Source organism: Kitasatospora aureofaciens (assembly GCF_019192735.1).
Taxonomy (GTDB): Bacteria; Actinomycetota; Actinomycetes; order Streptomycetales; family Streptomycetaceae; genus Kitasatospora; species Kitasatospora aureofaciens_A.
Genome location: NZ_JAHTKP010000041.1, coordinates 55,959 through 70,050, shown reverse-complemented (window position 1 = coordinate 70,050; position 14,092 = coordinate 55,959). Strand labels below are relative to the sequence as shown.

Below are 14,092 nucleotides of genomic sequence, written 5' to 3'. Positions count from 1 at the left end.
CCAACAGCACCGGACCAGAGGAGTGTTCATGTTCAGCACTTCCCGCTCCGCCAGCCCCACCGGTACCACCAGACCCACCAGCACCCGCCGGCTCCCCGCCCTGGGTGCCGCACTCGCCGCCGCGACCGCGCTGATCGCGGGCGCCACCGCCCCGGCGTACGCGGCCGACCCCGTACCCGCCTCCACCGGCAACGACATCCTGCACCCCGAGCTCGACTTCGCCGGCTCCACCGTCGCCGCCCACGAGGGCGTCGAGGACCCGACAGGGGTCCGCCCCCTCGACGTCACCCAGACCGCGGGCATGGACGTCTCCGGCTGGCAGGGCAACGTCGACTGGGCCACGGCGGCCGCCAACGGCGCGAACTTCGCCTACGTCAAGGCGACCGAGGGCACCACCTACCGGAACCCGTACTTCGCCCAGCAGTACAACGGTTCCTACAACGCCGGCCTGATCCGCGGCGCCTACCACTTCGCCCTGCCGGATCGTTCCTCCGGCGACGTCCAGGCCAACTTCCTCGTCGACCACGGCGGCGGCTGGTCGGCCGACGGCGTCACCCTGCCGCCCGCCCTCGACATCGAGTACAACCCGTACGGCGCCACCTGCTACGGCCTCGGCCAGGGCGACATGGTCAACTGGATCCACGCCTTCAGCGACACCGTCCTCGCCCGCACCGGCCGCTACCCGACGATCTACACCACGGCCAACTGGTGGTCCCAATGCACCGGCAACAACGGTGACTTCGGCGCCACCAACCCACTCTGGACAGCCCACTACGGCAGTTCACCCGGCACCCTGCCGAACGGCTGGGCCTACCAGACCATTTGGCAGTACGCCTCGTCCGGCACCTTCCCCGGCGACCAGGACCTCTTCAACGGCGCCTACGACCGCCTCCAGGCGCTCGCCACCGGCTGACCGCCCGCACCCGGTGCGGGGCCTCGACGGCGGGGCCCCGCACCACTTCGCTGCTTTCGTCGCTGTGAGCCCTTCAGCGCGGGTCGACCAGCTCCTGGGCGAAGACCGTCCCCAGCGGCTCCGGGCCGACGTACTGCTGGCAGTTGCACTGCCGCGGCTCGAACTGCACCGGCCGGCGCTCGGCGTCCCACGCGACCGGGGCCTCGACCTCCTCGTGGCAGCGGCCCTGCTTGTCGTGCTTGGCCAGATGATGCGTGCAGCCGCAGATCGGCTCCGGCGGGCGCTTGGCCGCCTCCAGCGCGACCCGCTGACGCTCGGCCGCGTCCAGCATCTCCAGCTTGCGCTCGTGCCGTACCTTCAGCGCCCGGCGGGCGCTGTTCGCCACCCACCCGCCGCCGTACAGCACAGCCGGTATGATCCACCACCCGATGTCGAGCATCGACCGTTCCCCCGTTTCCCCGTCGCGGTGTTCCGGCGCACATCGTACGCCTGACCTGCGCCGACGGATCCCGGCGGGAGGCGGCTGCTCACCGCCGTCGTCTCGGCGGCGGCCTTCGCCGCCCTGGCCGTCCGGGTACTCGCCGCTGCCCGGTGACGCGAGCGCGTGGGTGGATCACGTTGACCCATTCCTCCCTTACACCCGATCTATACCTTGTATCCTGGTCCTGTATCCGCCCGGCCGGCATGGATGGAGCGCGGACATGGTTGAGCAGGGTGGCGGCGGTGACGGCCCCGAGAAGCGGGGGCGCCTGAGTCGTCCGCTGGTGCTCGGGGCGGCAGTGGCGCTGGTCGACCGAGAGGGGATGGCGGCGCTGACCATGCGGCGGCTGGCGGGCGAGCTCGGGGTGGAGTCGATGGCGCTCTACCGGTACACACCGGGCAAGGAGGCGCTGCTGGACGGGCTGATCGAGGCCTTCTTCGCCGAGGTGAACGACCAGCTCCGCCGCTCGGCGCAGACGCCGGAGGCTGCCTGGCGGGCCGAACTGCGCCGGATCGCCCGGGCCTTCGCCGCCGTGGCGCACGCCCACCCGGAGATCCTGCCGCTGGTCGCGACCAGGCCGCTGACCGTGCCGGTGGCCCGGCGGCCCGCGCCGGTGCTCGATCTCACCGAGCACATCCTCGCCGTCCTCGGCCGCGCGGGCTTCGACGACTCCACCGCGCTCACCGTCTACCGCGCGTTCGTCGCCTGGAACCTCGGCTGTCTGCTCGTCGACAAGCGCCAGGTGGTCGACAACCAGGACGAGCCGGACCCGGTCCTGCGCCTCGGCCTGCACCGGCTGCCCGCCGCGGACTATCCGCGGCTGCGCGCGCTGGTGCCCCGGTTCGCGGACTTCGACGACGAGGCCGAGCTGCTGGCCGGCCTGGACAGCCTGCTGGACCGGATGCCCCGGGCGCCGCTTGACGCGTTCTACGGCGGCGGCGCATCCTGAGGATACGAGGTACACGTCGGACATATATCCCAGCGCCCGGAAGAGGCCGCCATGTCCGCTGTCACCAATCAGTCCCTCGAATCCCTCCCGCACGACATCCTCCGCGTCCGCGTCACCGCCAGGAACGCGGACACCCTGCGCGCGCTGCTGCGCGACGTCCACCCGGATGTGGGCGGACGGCCCACCCTCGATGCCGACGGCAGCGTCAGCATCGACGTGTACGTCCCGGACGACCGCATCCCCGCCCTCGAACGCGAGGGCGTGACGGTGACCCGGGTCGGCAACGCCAGCGCAGCCGGGCGGGCCGCCCAGGCCGAGGTCGGCCAGGGCGACCGGTTCGCCGCCGCCAATGCGATACCGCGCGGCCTGGCCGCCAAGCTCGGCGGCTGAACCGGGAGGAGGACCGTCATGCCGTACCTGAACATCGTCGAGGTCGAGTCCGCCGTGGCCAGCCTGTCCACCGCGTACCCGGGCCTGACCCAGCTCATCGCACTGCCCGAGCCCTCGGTCGAGGGCCGGACCGCCCACGCCCTGCGGGTCGGCGCCCCGGAGCCGTTCCCCAAGGACTGCGTCATCATGCTCGGCGGCGTGCACGCCCGCGAGTGGGGCAGCTGCGAGATCCTCGTCCACTTCGCCGCCGACCTGCTGGAGGCCTACCAGGGCAATACCGGCCTCGGCTACGGCGGCACCACCTTCACCGCCGACCAGGTGCACGGTCTGCTCCAGCGCCTCGACCTGGTGCTGTTCCCGCTCGTCAACCCGGACGGCCGGCTGCACAGCCAGACCCCGACCGCCGATCCGATGTGGCGCAAGAACCGCAACCCGGCCTACTCCGGCGGCAGTCCTGACCCGGCCTGCATCGGCGTGGACCTCAACCGCAACTACGACTTCCTCTTCGACTTCGCCACCGCCTTCGCCCCGACCGCCACCCCGCAGGTGTCGGCGAATCCGTGCGACCCGATGGTCTACGCGGGCCCGAGCGCCTTCTCGGAACCCGAGACCCGTAACGTCCGCTGGCTGCTGGACCAGTACCCGCGGACCGGGTGGCTGGTCGACGTGCACAGCTACTCCCAGGACATGCTGTACAACTGGGGCGACGACGAGAACCAGTCCGTCGACCCCGAAATGAACTTCCACAACCCGGCCTACGACGGCACGCGCGGCATCCCGGGCGACGTCGCCTACGCGGAGTACATCGAGAAGCCCGACGCCGACAGCGCCGTGGTGCTCGCCGAGCACTTCTGCCAGGGAGTGAACGGCGTCCGCGGACTCACGTACAAGCCGATGTCCGGGTTCCACCTGTACCCGACCAGCGGGACCAGCGACGACTACGTGCTCTCGCGGTACTACCGAAACCCTGGCCAGGGCAAGGTGCTCGGCTTCACCGTCGAGTGGGGCACGAGCTTCCACCCGCCGTGGGCCGAGATGGAGAAGATCATCCTCGACGTGGACGCGGGACTCGTCGCGTTCTGCCTCGCCACCGCCTGAACCACCGTGCCCGACTGCTGTGCCCCAACTACTGTGCTCAGGAACTACTGTGCTCAGGCGGCCCGGTGGAAGAAGAACGGGTCGATCGACACCGGCACGGCGGTGACGCCGTCGAGGTTGAGCAGTTGCTGGGTGGTGAAGTCGGCGTTGCGCTGGTACGTCACGCCGACCGGGAAGTTGGCGTTGTCGGGCGTGTTGTTGCCCGCGAACACCCCGAAGAAGTCCGTGCCGACGGCGAGCAGCCGGAGGTAGTCGCCGAGGTACGGCAGGCCGATGGCGACGGGCACGTTGGCGGGGGCCTGGTGCAGCACGTTGGTCTCCGGCGAGGTCTGCCAGCTGTCGGCGGTGACCTCCAGGACGGTCGTCCACTGGTTGTTGGCGAACTGCTGGTAGACCAGGCCGACCAGACCGGCGGAGTTGACCGCCAGCGACGGGTTCTTGGCGTCGGCGACGTCGTCGCGCACCTGTTTCCAGCTCTGGCCGCGGTCGGCCGAGTGCTGGACGTGCAGGGTGTTGTCGGTGCCCCCCTGCCCGCCGACCCGGTCGCACCAGGCGATCCAGACGCTGTTCGCGTCGTTCGGGTCGACCGCGATCGTCAGGTCACCGCCGAGACGCTCCTGCCCCATGGTGTCGTTGAAGGCCACGAAGCGGTCGGTCGCCACCCTCTGCCCGGGGGAGCTGTCGGTGGCGTCCTTGAGGTCCTGGAACGGGGTGGCTCCGACGCCCGCGCTGTCGTCGCGAGTGACCACGACGTCGAAGGTGACGTTGGAGATGGGCTGGCCACCGTCGTTGGTCCGCCAGCTCTCGAACGCCGCGTAGACCGTGCCGTCAGGGTGCAGCGCGAGCCGGACCGGCGGCCCGTCCTGGCCGGACGGCGTGCGCTGCTCGATACCGACGGGCGCGAAGCCGGCCGGCGCGGGTGCCGTCCGGGCGTCGGCCGAGACGTCCACGGTGGCGGTCTGCGGGGTCCTGGGCTTGTGGTGGAAATCGTTGTTGCCGATGAAGACGCGGTCGCGGTCGGCGCCGCTCGCCGTGACGGTGTCGGCGATGACCCAGGGCTGGTCCTCCTGGTCCCTGGTGACGAGGATCTCCATCGGCGCGGTCGAGTCGATACTCGGCGCACGCAGGATCTGCAACCTGGTGACGCCCCGTGTGGCGGCCTGGCCGTTCAGGATGCCCGCGTACAGGGCGCCGCCCCGGGAAGCGAAGGGGCACGACCGGCCGGACCGGCCCGGGTCAGGGGTCTGCTCCCGCCGGGGCCGCCGGTCGAGGGGCGTGGCCGCCGCGGGAGCGGTCTTGCTTCGTGATTCGGCTTCGTGATTCGGCTTCGTGGCTCTGCGTCGTGGTTCTGCTTCGGCGCGTGGTGTCGGAACCGCGCGGGAGTTCACCGGGGCGGGGCCGCGGTGTCGGGCCGCGGACGCCGGGGGCAGGGATGTACGCCTACGAGGCACACGTACTTCGTATACGAGTCTGCGCGCGGCCCCGGAGCAGGTCAAGCCACCTGGGGGCGGCGCTCGGCCCGGCGCTCCGGCTCAGACCCGGGCGCCGAGCATGCGCAGGACCAACTCGCCGTAGCGGCGGCCGAGTTCCTCCGGCGTCTCGGTGCTGCGGTCGGTGTACCAGCGGGAGACGTCGATGCCCAGCGAGGTGACCGCGCGGGCCGCCGTCCGGACCTCGGAGACCGCGAAGACACCCGCCGCGACGCCCTCCTCGATCAGCGCGCTCACCTCGCGCTCGATGTCCAGCCGCAGCGCCGCGACCACCGCGTACGCGTCCTCGGGCAGCGCGTGCAGCTCGTAGTTGACCACCCGGCCGACGGTCCGGGCCCGGGCGTGCCAGGCCGTGAACTCCTCGACCAGCCGCCGCATCCGCACCTCGGGCTCCGCCGCGCCGGCCACCGCCTCCCGTACCAGCGCCAGCGTGGCGGCGTGCCCGGCCTGGCTGATCTCGGCGAGCAGCGCGGCCTTCGAGGAGTAGTGGATGTACAGCGCGGCCGGGCTCATCCCGGCCGCGGTGGCGATGTCCCGCGTGGTGGTGGCGTGGAAGCCGCGCTCGGCGAACGACTCGACGGCCGCCTGGAGCAGCCGGTACGCCGCCTCGGGGCGGGCGTCGGTGCCGCCGGGCAGGGAGTGCCAGAGGTCGGCGATGGGCGTGCTGGTCATGGCGTCATCCTCGCAGAGAACTCGTACGCGCATTCGTGCGCGTATTTCGTGCGCGTATTCGTGCCGACCGCCCGGCGGCCGCGAACCGGCTGTTGACAGGCTCCCGCACCGACACCATGCTGAGCAAGCGCTTAGTCAGCAGCCGTAACCAGAGATCCTCGCGCGAAAGGCAGGACCCTCCGTGGTGCACTCCTTCAAGGGCCGGGTGGCCGTCGTCACCGGATCGAGCCGGGGCATCGGCCTCGGGATCGCCCGCGAGCTGGTCGCCCGCGGGGCGAAGGTCTGCCTGACCGCCCGCACCCCCGAACCGCTCGCCGAGGCCGTCCGCGAGCTGGGCGGGCCGGACAGCGCGATCGCCGTCGCCGGCAAGTCGGACGACCCGGCCCACCAGGAAGAGGCAATCGCCCGCACCCTGGAGGCCTTCGGACGGCTCGACCACCTGGTCAACAACACCGGGATCAACCCGATCTACGGCCCGGTGCTGACCACCGACGAGGAGGCCGCCGCCAAGATCCTCGCCGTCAACGTGCTGGCCCCGCTCGCCTGGACCCGCCGGGTGCACGCCGCCTGGATGGGCGAGCACGGCGGCTCGATCGTCAACGTCGCCTCCGTGGCCGGCATCCGGGCCTCGCTCGGCATCGGCATGTACGGCGTCAGCAAGGCCGCGCTGATCCGGCTCACCACCGAACTCGGCGCCGAGCTGGGCCCCCAGGGCATCCGGGTCAACGCCGTCGCCCCGGCCATCGTCAAGACCAAGTTCGCCGAGGCGCTCTTCGAGGGCCGCGAGGAGAAGGTCGCCGCCAAGTACCCGCTGGGCCGGCTCGGCGTCCCCGAGGACATCGCCGGCGCCGTCGCCTTCCTGCTCTCCCCCGACGCCGAGTGGATCACCGGGCAGACCCTGGTCCTGGACGGCGGCGTGACGCTCGGCGGTGGGATGTGACCGACTCCGGTGGTCAGGGCGTCATGGTGACCGGGGACTTCGCCGGTCAGGGCGTGGTCGTGACCGGCGCCGGGCGGGGCATCGGCGCCGCGCTGGCCCGGGCCTTCGCCGCGGCCGGTGCCCGGGTGGTGGTCAACGACCTGGACGGCGAGGCCGCCCACGCCGTCGCCGCCGAGATCGACGGGACGGCCCTGCCCGGGGACGCCGCCTCCGCCGAGGGGCTCGCCGCCCTCGTCGGGCAGGCCCGGGAGGCGCTCGGCGACATCGACATCTGGTGCGCCAACGCGGGCGTCGCCCCCGTCGGCGGCACCGACGCACCCGCCGCCGCCTGGGCGAGCGCCTGGGAGGTCAACGTGCTCGCCCACGTCCGGGCCGCCGACCTGCTCCTCCCCCACTGGCTGGAGCGCGGCCACGGGCGCTTCCTCGCCACCGTCTCCGCCGCCGGGCTGCTCAGCATGCTCGGCTCGGCCCCGTACGCCGTCACCAAGCACGGCGCGCTCGCCTTCGCCGAATGGCTCTCCGCGACGTACCGCCACCGCGGCGTCCGGGTCCACGCGCTCTGCCCGCAGGGCGTGCGCACCGACATGCTCGCCGCCACCGGCGCCGTCGGCGAGGCCCTGCTGGCGCCGACCGCCCTGGACGCCGAGGACGTCGCCGAGGCCACCCTCGCCGGGCTCCGCGAGGACCGCTTCCTGATCCTGCCGCACCCCGAGGTGGCCGAGTACTACCGCGTCCGCGCCACCGAACCGGACCGCTGGCTCGCCGGGATGAACCGGCTCCAGCAGGGACTTGAAAGGAGCAACACGCTGTGAGGGCCTGGCAGGTGAGCGAGCTCGGCGAGCCGCGCGAGGTGATGCGGCTCGCCGAGGACGTGGCGCGGCCGGTGGCCGGGCCGGGGCAACTGCTGGTCCGGGTGCGGGCCGCCGCCGTCAACTTCCCGGACGCGCTGATGGTGCGCGGCCAGTACCAGGTGCGCCCGCCGCTGCCGTTCACGCCCGGCGTGGAGCTGTGCGGCGAGGTGGTGGACGGCGCCCGGCGCGGCGAGCGGCTCATCGGCAACCCTGTGCTGCCGCACGGCGCCTTCGCCGAGTACGCGCTGCTGGACGCCTCCGCCGCGTTCCCGGCTCCCGAGGCGCTGGACGACGCCGAGGCGAGCGCGCTGCACATCGGCTACCAGACCGCGTGGTTCGCCCTGCACCGCCGCGCCCGGCTGCGGGCCGACGAGACGCTGCTGGTGCACGCGGCAGCGGGCGGGGTCGGCAGCGCGGCGGTCCAGCTCGGCCGGGCCGCCGGGGCGCGGGTGATCGCCGTGGTCGGCGGCCCGGCCAAGGCGGAGACGGCCCGGGCGCTCGGCGCCGACCTCGTGGTGGACCGGACGGCCGAGGACTTCGTCGCCACCGTGAAGGAGGCCACCGGCGGGCGCGGCGCCGACGTCGTCTTCGACCCGGTCGGCGGCGACGCCTACACCGGCTCCACCCGCTGCGTAGCCTTCGAGGGCCGGATCGTGGTGGTCGGCTTCGCCGCCGGCCAGATCCCGGCCCCCGCGCTCAACCACGCCCTGGTGAAGAACTACGCCATCCTCGGCCTGCACTGGGGCCTCTACAACACCCGTGCCCCGCAGGCCGTCCAGGCCGCCCATGAGGAGCTGACCAAGCTCGCCGAGGCCGGTGTCGTCCGTCCCCTGGTGAGCGCCCGCGTCCCCCTCGCCGCCGCCCCCGACGCCGTCCAGCGCGTCGCCGACGGGCTGAGCGTGGGGCGGCTGGTCGTCCTCGGGGATTAGGGCGTGTCTGACAATTCGCGCGCTAGACGGGAATTGTCAGACACGCCCTAACGACCGGCGATGACGTCCAGGGCCGGGCGGGGCGGGCGGCCGAGGAGGGCCGCGAGGTCGCCCGGGCCGCCCGGGCCGGCCAGGAAGCCGTGGGCGATCGCCGAGTAGGTGCCCACCACCATCGGCACCTGGAAGTCCAGCGCGTCCGAGGCCGCCACCGCCGCCCTCGTCCCGGCGAGGGCGGCGGGGCGGTACTCGGCGCCTGTCGCCGCCGCGATGTCCGCGCCGCCCACCGCCCGCTCGCCCACCAACTCGTAGGTCCTTCCCGCGTGTTCGGCAGGCGCCAGGGCGACGGTGACCGCCACCTCCGCCAGGTCCGCCCGGGCCACCGCCGCCAGGCCGCCCTCGCCGAGCGGCGCGGTGATCACCCCGTCCGCGTCCGGCGCGGCGATCGCCGCCAGGAACTCGGCGTAGAGCCCGTTGCGCAGCACCGTCCAGCGCAGGCTCCCGGACTCGCGCAGGCGCCGTTCCGTCCAGCGGTGCGCGAGCGCGTAGGGCAGGTGGTCGCCGTCGCCGGACAGGCTGGTGTAGACGACGTGCTCGACGCCCGCCCGCTCCGCCGCCGCGATCGCCGCGCCGTGCCGGGCGACCACGACGTCGTCCTCGGCGGCGCCGGCCGAGATCAGCAGCAGGGTGCGGACGCCGGCGAACGCGGCGGGCAGCGTCTCCGGCCGGTCGAAGTCGACGAGCCGGGCGGGGACGCCGTCCGGCACGGTCTCGGGGGTGCGGCTGCCGGCGACGACGTCCTCCCGCCCGCGCAGGCGCTCCAGGACGAGCCTGCCGAGGGCTCCGGTGACACCGGTGACGAGCAGCATGGGTGTTCCTCCAGGGGATGATCGGCCGTTGGCTTCGCGACCATCCTCGATAGCCTGGTCGTCCGGCGTAAGGAGGCACTTCCATGTCCGTAGGGCACACCGCGGTAACCGCCCCCCGTCCCGTGGTCTGGTGCGAGGACGGCGTGGACTGCGGCATCCGCGACCTGCTGGACCGGCTCGGCGACAAGTGGTCGGTCCTCACCGTCGTCGAACTCGCCCAGGGCGTACGGCGGTTCCGCGAGCTGCAGCGGGCGCTGCCGGGCATCTCGCAGCGGATGCTGACGCTGACGGTGCGCCGCCTGGAACGCGACGGGATGGTGTCGCGGACGGTCCACCCGACGGTCCCGCCCCAGGTGGAGTACGAGCTGACGGCGCTCGGGCACAGCCTGACCCACCTGGTCCGGGCGATGGCGGACTGGTCCTACGACCACCACGACGCGATCGTCACGTCGCGGGAGGCCTGGGACGAGGCCAACCCGGGCTCGGAGATCCGCTAACGCTCGTACACCATCTCGGGGAAGCGCGGCGACGGGCCGTCCAGGAGGTGGTCGTCGTGGCCGCGCAGCCAGCGGTCGAAGAACGACGCGACGTACGAGCGGGTGGCGAGCACCGCGCGGTCGGGGCGGACGTCGCCGACGTCGTCGCTCAGCTTCGCCTGGCTGATCGCACCCTGGCGGGCGAGCTGGGGCAGCAGGGACTGCGCATCGGTGTAGGAGCTGTGGCGGGAGCCGGTGAGGGTGACGTCGGCGTGCCAGCCGGTGCTGTGCTGCCACAGGGCGTCCCAGCCGGGCTGCTGGTGGTAGCCGCCGGAGTCGGGGTTCTGGGTGCCCATGAGGAGGAACGGCCGGTTCAGGCCGTCCTCGGCGACGGTGGTCAGGTGGACGCCGGTGCCGTCCGGGCCGGGGAAGTGCAGTTGGCCGTCGAGGTTGACGCCGACCTTGAGGCGGGGGTCGTCGTGCATGGTCTGGAGCGCGGCGGAACCGCCCCCGGAGTGGCCCACCATGCCGATCCGGTCGAGGTCGAGCGAGGCGGCGAGGCCGGCCGGCAGCCGCTCGTCGTGGCGCAGCCCGCCCAGCCGGTCCAGCACGAAGCGGGTGTCGTCGACCCTGGTCTGCAGCGTCTTGCGCAGGACGGCGCCGAGGTCGAGTCCGGGCTGGGCCATCAGCGCGGGAAAGACGGAGGTGGCGAGGTCGCCGTCGGGGAAGGCCACCTCGGAGGCGTCGTAGGTGTGGTCGACGGTGACGACGACGTAGCCGCGCGAGGCCAGGTCCTCGACCAGGCCGGTGCCCCACGTGCGCGGGTCGCCGAAGCCCGCCGAGTACAGCACGACGGGCCGCTTGCCGCCGGGGAGGGCGGGCGCGTCGGCGCGGGCGTGGGCGCGGATGCCGGCCCAGTCCGTGCGGCCGGGCTCGAAGCCGTAGTCGCCCTGGCCGACGCTCCCGGCGCTGCCGAAGTGGTCGGCGGCGGCGGGCACCATGTACGGCGCGCGGTCGGAGCCGGTGGCGGGTCGGGCGGTCGGGTACCAGAAGCTGATCATCAGCTTGCGGTGCTGCCCGGGCTTCCACGGGTCGTCCCGGCAGTCGTCGGTGAGCTGCAGGGACGTCGTGCCGACCGGGTAGGGCCCGGTGGGCTGCGGCAGCCAGGCCTGTGCCTGCTGCTCGGTGCCCTGCCCTGGTGCCGCCACCGCGCCCGGTGCTCCGACCACGCCCAACGTCGCCGTCGCCGCCAGCAGCACCGCCGCCACGGCCCGTCCGCGCCTGCTCATCGCCGTTCCTCCTCGTTCGGTTCCGGGTTCGGTTCCGGGTTCGGTTCCGGTACGAGGGACGGTACGGGCGAGGAGGGGCCGAAGCCGTCATACCGGGGTGCCAAGTCACCCAGTAGTACCCCGGTATGACGTCCCTGGGGTCAGCTGTACTTCTTCAGCTCGCGGCGCGCCAGCGAGCGCTTGTGCACTTCGTCCGGCCCGTCGGCCAGCCGCAGGGTGCGGTTGCCGGCCCAGAGCTGGGCGAGCGGGGTGTCCTGGCTGACGCCGGCGGCGCCGTGGGCCTGGACGGCCTTGTCGAGGATCCACTCGACGGTGCGTGGGGTGGCGATCTTGATGGCCTGGATCTCGGTGTGCGCGCCGCGGTTGCCGACGGTGTCCATCAGCCAGGCGGTCTTGAGCACGAGGAGCCTCAACTGCTCGATGCGGACGCGGGATTCGGCGATCCAGTCCTGCACGACGCCCTGCTCGGCGAGCGGTCGGCCGAAGGCGACCCGCTCGCCCACCCGCCGGCACATCAGCTCCAGCGCGCGCTCGGCGACGCCGATGGCGCGCATGCAGTGGTGGATCCGGCCGGGGCCGAGCCGGGCCTGGGCGATGGCGAAGCCGGCGCCCTCCTCGCCGATCAGGTTCCCGGCGGGGACGCGGACGTTCTCGAACAGCACCTCGGCGTGGCCGCCGTGGTCGGCGTCGTCGTAGCCGAACACCTTCATGCCGCGCCGGACGGTGACGCCGGGGGTGTCGCGCGGGACGAGGATCATGCTCTGCTGCCGGTGCGGGGCGGCGCCGGGGTCGGTCTTGCCCATGACGATGAGGATCCGGCACTGCGGGTTCATCGCGCCGGTGATGTACCACTTGCGGCCGTTGACCACGTACTCGTCGCCGTCGCGCTCGATCCGGGTGGCGATGTTGGTGGCGTCGGAGGAGGCGACCTCGGGCTCGGTCATCGCGAAGGCGGAGCGGATCTCGGCGTCGAGCAGCGGGCGCAGCCAGCGTTCGCGCTGCTCGGGGGTGCCGAACTGGGCGAGCAGTTCCATGTTGCCGGTGTCGGGGGCCGCGCAGTTGAGCGCGGGCGGGGCCAACTGGGGGCTGCGGCCGGTGATTTCGGCGAGCGGGGCGTACTGCAGGTTGGTGAGGCCGGCGCCGTGCTCACCCGGCATGCTGTGCTTGTCTGTAAAGAAGAGATTCCAGAGGCCCAACTTGCGGGCCTCGGCCTGGAGTTCGGCGACGACCGGCGGGACGCTCCAGGCCGGGCGGGCCGGGTCGGCGAGCTGCTCCTCCAGGACGGGTTCGGCGGGGTGGACATGCTGGTCCATGAAGGCGAGCAGCTGCTCGCGCAGGTCGTTCGTCCGGGCGTCGTAGGCGAAGTCCATCAGTTCTCCTTCAGCGTGGCCAGGCCGTACCGGGCGAGGATCGGGGCCATCTCGCCGGCCCGTTCGAAGCCTGCGCCCAGGGTGCAGCCCTGCTGGTAGCGGTAGTGGATGCCTTCGGCGACGGCGGCGAGCTTGAAGGCGGCGAACGCGACGTACCAGTCCAGGTCTGCTGCTTGCCGGCCGGTCAACTCGGCGTAGTACGAGACCAGTTCGTCTGGCCTCGGAAAGCCGGGGGCGGTCATGGCGGAAGGGATGATGCCGCCGCCGATGCCGGCGACCTCGGCGTACATCACCAGCAGGCCGACATCGGTGAGCGGATCGCCGAGGGTGGACATCTCCCAGTCCAGCACGGCGGTGATCGCGTCGTCCTCGCCGACGAGCACGTTGTCCAGCCGGTAGTCACCGTGCACCAGCGCGGGCGCCGGGGAGGCGGGCAGCCGCTCGGCAAGCAGGGCGTGCAGCCGGTCCACCTCGGGCAGCTCGCGGCTGCGAGAGGCGGCGAGTTGGGTGGACCAGCGGCGCAGCTGGCGCTCCAGGTAGCCCTCCGGGTGGCCGAAGTCCGCCAGGCCCACTTCTGCCGGGTCGATCCGGTGCAGGTCGGCCAAGGTGTCGACCAGCCGCCGGCCGAGTGCCTGGACGCGCTGCTCACCGAGGGCGGCGAGGGTCGCGGCGTCCCGGTGCGCGGTGCCGGACACATACTCCATGAGGTACCAGGGCGCGCCGAGCACGTCCGTAGCGGGGTCGAGCAGCAGGGTGCGCGGGACGGGCACGCCGGTGTCGCGCAGCGCGGTCATGACGCGGTGCTCGCGGCCCATGTCATGGGCAGTGGCGAGGACGTGCCCGAGCGGGGGGCGGCGCAGCACCCAGCGGGCGGCGCCGTCGGTGAGGATGTACGTGAGGTTGGAGCGCCCGCCCTCGATCAGGTCGGCCCGCAGCGAACCCTGGACAGCGCCGGGCAGCTCGCGGTCCAGGTGGGCGCGGAGGCGGCCCAGGTCCAGGCCGGGCGGGTCGGCGGGAGTCTGGGGCATCGGGCGGCTCCTCGGGATGTGGCCTCATTGACTAAGCGCTTGCTTAGCATTCAGCCGGGTGATGCCCCCTGTCAATGCCACCCACATGCAACGAACCCCCGGGCCGCGCGGCCCGGGGGTTCGTTGGTGAGGTCTTGGATCAGATGTCGCCGAACTCGCCGGCGGCGGTCGCGCCAACGAAGGATCGCCATACATCAATCGGGAAGACGAGAGCGGGCCCTTCCGGGTCCTTCGAGTCACGGACGAGAACGACGCCGGGGAAGTCGGGCGAAACCTCTACACAGGAACCGCCGTTACCGGAGTGCGACGACTTGAACCAGGAAGCGCGAGACAGGTCTGGGCGGGTCATG

16 protein-coding genes are annotated in these 14,092 nt (G+C 72.6%); 8 read left to right on the top strand and 8 right to left on the bottom strand.

The features are described 5' to 3' along the window. The first annotated feature begins 28 nt into the window (after window positions 1–28). On the top strand, window positions 29–913 hold the full coding sequence (locus KV557_RS29915; RefSeq protein WP_218204662.1) for a lysozyme: 885 nt from the start codon (window positions 29–31) through the stop codon (window positions 911–913). A gap of 73 nt (window positions 914–986) precedes the next feature. Here KV557_RS29915 and KV557_RS29910 read toward each other — a convergent pair whose 3' ends face one another. After that, window positions 987–1,352, bottom strand: coding sequence for a hypothetical protein (locus KV557_RS29910; protein WP_218204661.1), 366 nt, complete (start codon window positions 1,350–1,352; stop codon window positions 987–989). Window positions 1,353–1,614: 262 nt separating this feature from the next. On the opposite strand from KV557_RS29910, the gene KV557_RS29905 reads away from it, so the two are divergent. Genes KV557_RS29905 through KV557_RS29895 form a run of 3 tightly spaced genes read left to right on the top strand, consistent with a single transcriptional unit; the run spans window position 1,615 to window position 3,831 of the window. Beyond that, window positions 1,615–2,343 (top strand): TetR/AcrR family transcriptional regulator, encoded by a 729-nt coding sequence (locus KV557_RS29905; RefSeq protein WP_218204660.1) that lies wholly within the window; start codon window positions 1,615–1,617, stop codon window positions 2,341–2,343. Window positions 2,344–2,394: 51 nt separating this feature from the next. Next, window positions 2,395–2,733 carry a hypothetical protein gene (locus tag KV557_RS29900; protein WP_218204659.1) on the top strand — a complete coding sequence of 113 codons (339 nt, stop codon included), beginning with the start codon at window positions 2,395–2,397 and terminating at the stop codon, window positions 2,731–2,733. Window positions 2,734–2,751: 18 nt separating this feature from the next. Continuing rightward, window positions 2,752–3,831 (top strand): M14 family metallopeptidase, encoded by a 1,080-nt coding sequence (locus tag KV557_RS29895; protein WP_218204658.1) that lies wholly within the window; start codon window positions 2,752–2,754, stop codon window positions 3,829–3,831. Between the two features lie 53 nt (window positions 3,832–3,884). On the opposite strand, the gene KV557_RS29890 is transcribed toward KV557_RS29895, so the two are convergent. Beyond that, window positions 3,885–4,967 carry a hypothetical protein gene (locus KV557_RS29890; protein ID WP_218204657.1) on the bottom strand — a complete coding sequence of 361 codons (1,083 nt, stop codon included), beginning with the start codon at window positions 4,965–4,967 and terminating at the stop codon, window positions 3,885–3,887. A gap of 396 nt (window positions 4,968–5,363) precedes the next feature. After that, window positions 5,364–5,993: a TetR/AcrR family transcriptional regulator gene (locus KV557_RS29885; RefSeq protein WP_218204656.1), complete on the bottom strand. Its 630-nt coding sequence runs from the start codon at window positions 5,991–5,993 to the stop codon at window positions 5,364–5,366. Window positions 5,994–6,174: 181 nt separating this feature from the next. Between KV557_RS29885 and KV557_RS29880 the strand changes: the two genes are divergently transcribed. Genes KV557_RS29880 through KV557_RS29870 form a run of 3 tightly spaced genes read left to right on the top strand, consistent with a single transcriptional unit; the run spans window position 6,175 to window position 8,713 of the window. Beyond that, window positions 6,175–6,933, top strand: a complete 759-nt coding sequence (locus KV557_RS29880; RefSeq protein WP_218204655.1) for an SDR family oxidoreductase — start codon at window positions 6,175–6,177, stop codon at window positions 6,931–6,933. A gap of 23 nt (window positions 6,934–6,956) precedes the next feature. Beyond that, entirely contained in the window at window positions 6,957–7,745 is a 789-nt protein-coding gene (locus tag KV557_RS29875) for an SDR family NAD(P)-dependent oxidoreductase (RefSeq protein WP_218204669.1), read from the top strand. After that, window positions 7,742–8,713: an NADPH:quinone oxidoreductase family protein gene (locus tag KV557_RS29870; protein ID WP_218204654.1), complete on the top strand. Its 972-nt coding sequence runs from the start codon at window positions 7,742–7,744 to the stop codon at window positions 8,711–8,713. Before KV557_RS29875 ends, KV557_RS29870 begins: the two co-directional genes overlap by 4 nt. A gap of 47 nt (window positions 8,714–8,760) precedes the next feature. Here KV557_RS29870 and KV557_RS29865 read toward each other — a convergent pair whose 3' ends face one another. After that, window positions 8,761–9,579: an NAD(P)H-binding protein gene (locus KV557_RS29865; protein WP_218204653.1), complete on the bottom strand. Its 819-nt coding sequence runs from the start codon at window positions 9,577–9,579 to the stop codon at window positions 8,761–8,763. 83 nt (window positions 9,580–9,662) lie between these two features. Between KV557_RS29865 and KV557_RS29860 the strand changes: the two genes are divergently transcribed. Further along, on the top strand, window positions 9,663–10,076 hold the full coding sequence (locus tag KV557_RS29860; RefSeq protein ID WP_218204652.1) for a winged helix-turn-helix transcriptional regulator: 414 nt from the start codon (window positions 9,663–9,665) through the stop codon (window positions 10,074–10,076). On the opposite strand, the gene KV557_RS29855 is transcribed toward KV557_RS29860, so the two are convergent. From KV557_RS29855 to KV557_RS29840, 4 genes are all read right to left on the bottom strand, one after another. Then, window positions 10,073–11,344, bottom strand: a complete 1,272-nt coding sequence (locus KV557_RS29855; protein WP_218204651.1) for an alpha/beta hydrolase family protein — start codon at window positions 11,342–11,344, stop codon at window positions 10,073–10,075. The two genes, KV557_RS29860 and KV557_RS29855, sit on opposite strands and share 4 nt — an antisense overlap. A gap of 140 nt (window positions 11,345–11,484) precedes the next feature. Next, the gene (locus KV557_RS29850) at window positions 11,485–12,714 is read right to left on the bottom strand and encodes an acyl-CoA dehydrogenase family protein (protein ID WP_218204650.1); all 1,230 of its coding nucleotides are present in this window, start codon (window positions 12,712–12,714) and stop codon (window positions 11,485–11,487) included. Continuing rightward, entirely contained in the window at window positions 12,714–13,742 is a 1,029-nt protein-coding gene (locus KV557_RS29845; RefSeq protein ID WP_218204649.1) for a phosphotransferase family protein, read from the bottom strand. Before KV557_RS29845 ends, KV557_RS29850 begins: the two co-directional genes overlap by 1 nt. A gap of 139 nt (window positions 13,743–13,881) precedes the next feature. Then, window positions 13,882–14,091, bottom strand: coding sequence for a DUF397 domain-containing protein (locus tag KV557_RS29840; protein ID WP_218204648.1), 210 nt, complete (start codon window positions 14,089–14,091; stop codon window positions 13,882–13,884). Window position 14,092: the final 1 nt, after the last annotated feature.

Bases quoted from the DNA above. Each gene is read 5' to 3' on its own strand.
- KV557_RS29915 (WP_218204662.1), top strand. From the start codon at position 29: ATGTTCAGCACTTCCCGCTCCGCCAGCCCCACCGGTACCACCAGACCC.
- KV557_RS29910 (WP_218204661.1), bottom strand. From the start codon at position 1,352: ATGCTCGACATCGGGTGGTGGATCATACCGGCTGTGCTGTACGGCGGC.
- KV557_RS29905 (WP_218204660.1), top strand. From the start codon at position 1,615: ATGGTTGAGCAGGGTGGCGGCGGTGACGGCCCCGAGAAGCGGGGGCGC.
- KV557_RS29900 (WP_218204659.1), top strand. From the start codon at position 2,395: ATGTCCGCTGTCACCAATCAGTCCCTCGAATCCCTCCCGCACGACATC.
- KV557_RS29895 (WP_218204658.1), top strand. From the start codon at position 2,752: ATGCCGTACCTGAACATCGTCGAGGTCGAGTCCGCCGTGGCCAGCCTG.
- KV557_RS29885 (WP_218204656.1), bottom strand. From the start codon at position 5,993: ATGACCAGCACGCCCATCGCCGACCTCTGGCACTCCCTGCCCGGCGGC.
- KV557_RS29875 (WP_218204669.1), top strand. From the start codon at position 6,957: ATGGTGACCGGGGACTTCGCCGGTCAGGGCGTGGTCGTGACCGGCGCC.
- KV557_RS29865 (WP_218204653.1), bottom strand. From the start codon at position 9,579: ATGCTGCTCGTCACCGGTGTCACCGGAGCCCTCGGCAGGCTCGTCCTG.
- KV557_RS29860 (WP_218204652.1), top strand. From the start codon at position 9,663: ATGTCCGTAGGGCACACCGCGGTAACCGCCCCCCGTCCCGTGGTCTGG.
- KV557_RS29855 (WP_218204651.1), bottom strand. From the start codon at position 11,344: ATGAGCAGGCGCGGACGGGCCGTGGCGGCGGTGCTGCTGGCGGCGACG.
- KV557_RS29850 (WP_218204650.1), bottom strand. From the start codon at position 12,714: ATGGACTTCGCCTACGACGCCCGGACGAACGACCTGCGCGAGCAGCTG.
- KV557_RS29845 (WP_218204649.1), bottom strand. From the start codon at position 13,742: ATGCCCCAGACTCCCGCCGACCCGCCCGGCCTGGACCTGGGCCGCCTC.
- KV557_RS29840 (WP_218204648.1), bottom strand. From the start codon at position 14,091: ATGACCCGCCCAGACCTGTCTCGCGCTTCCTGGTTCAAGTCGTCGCAC.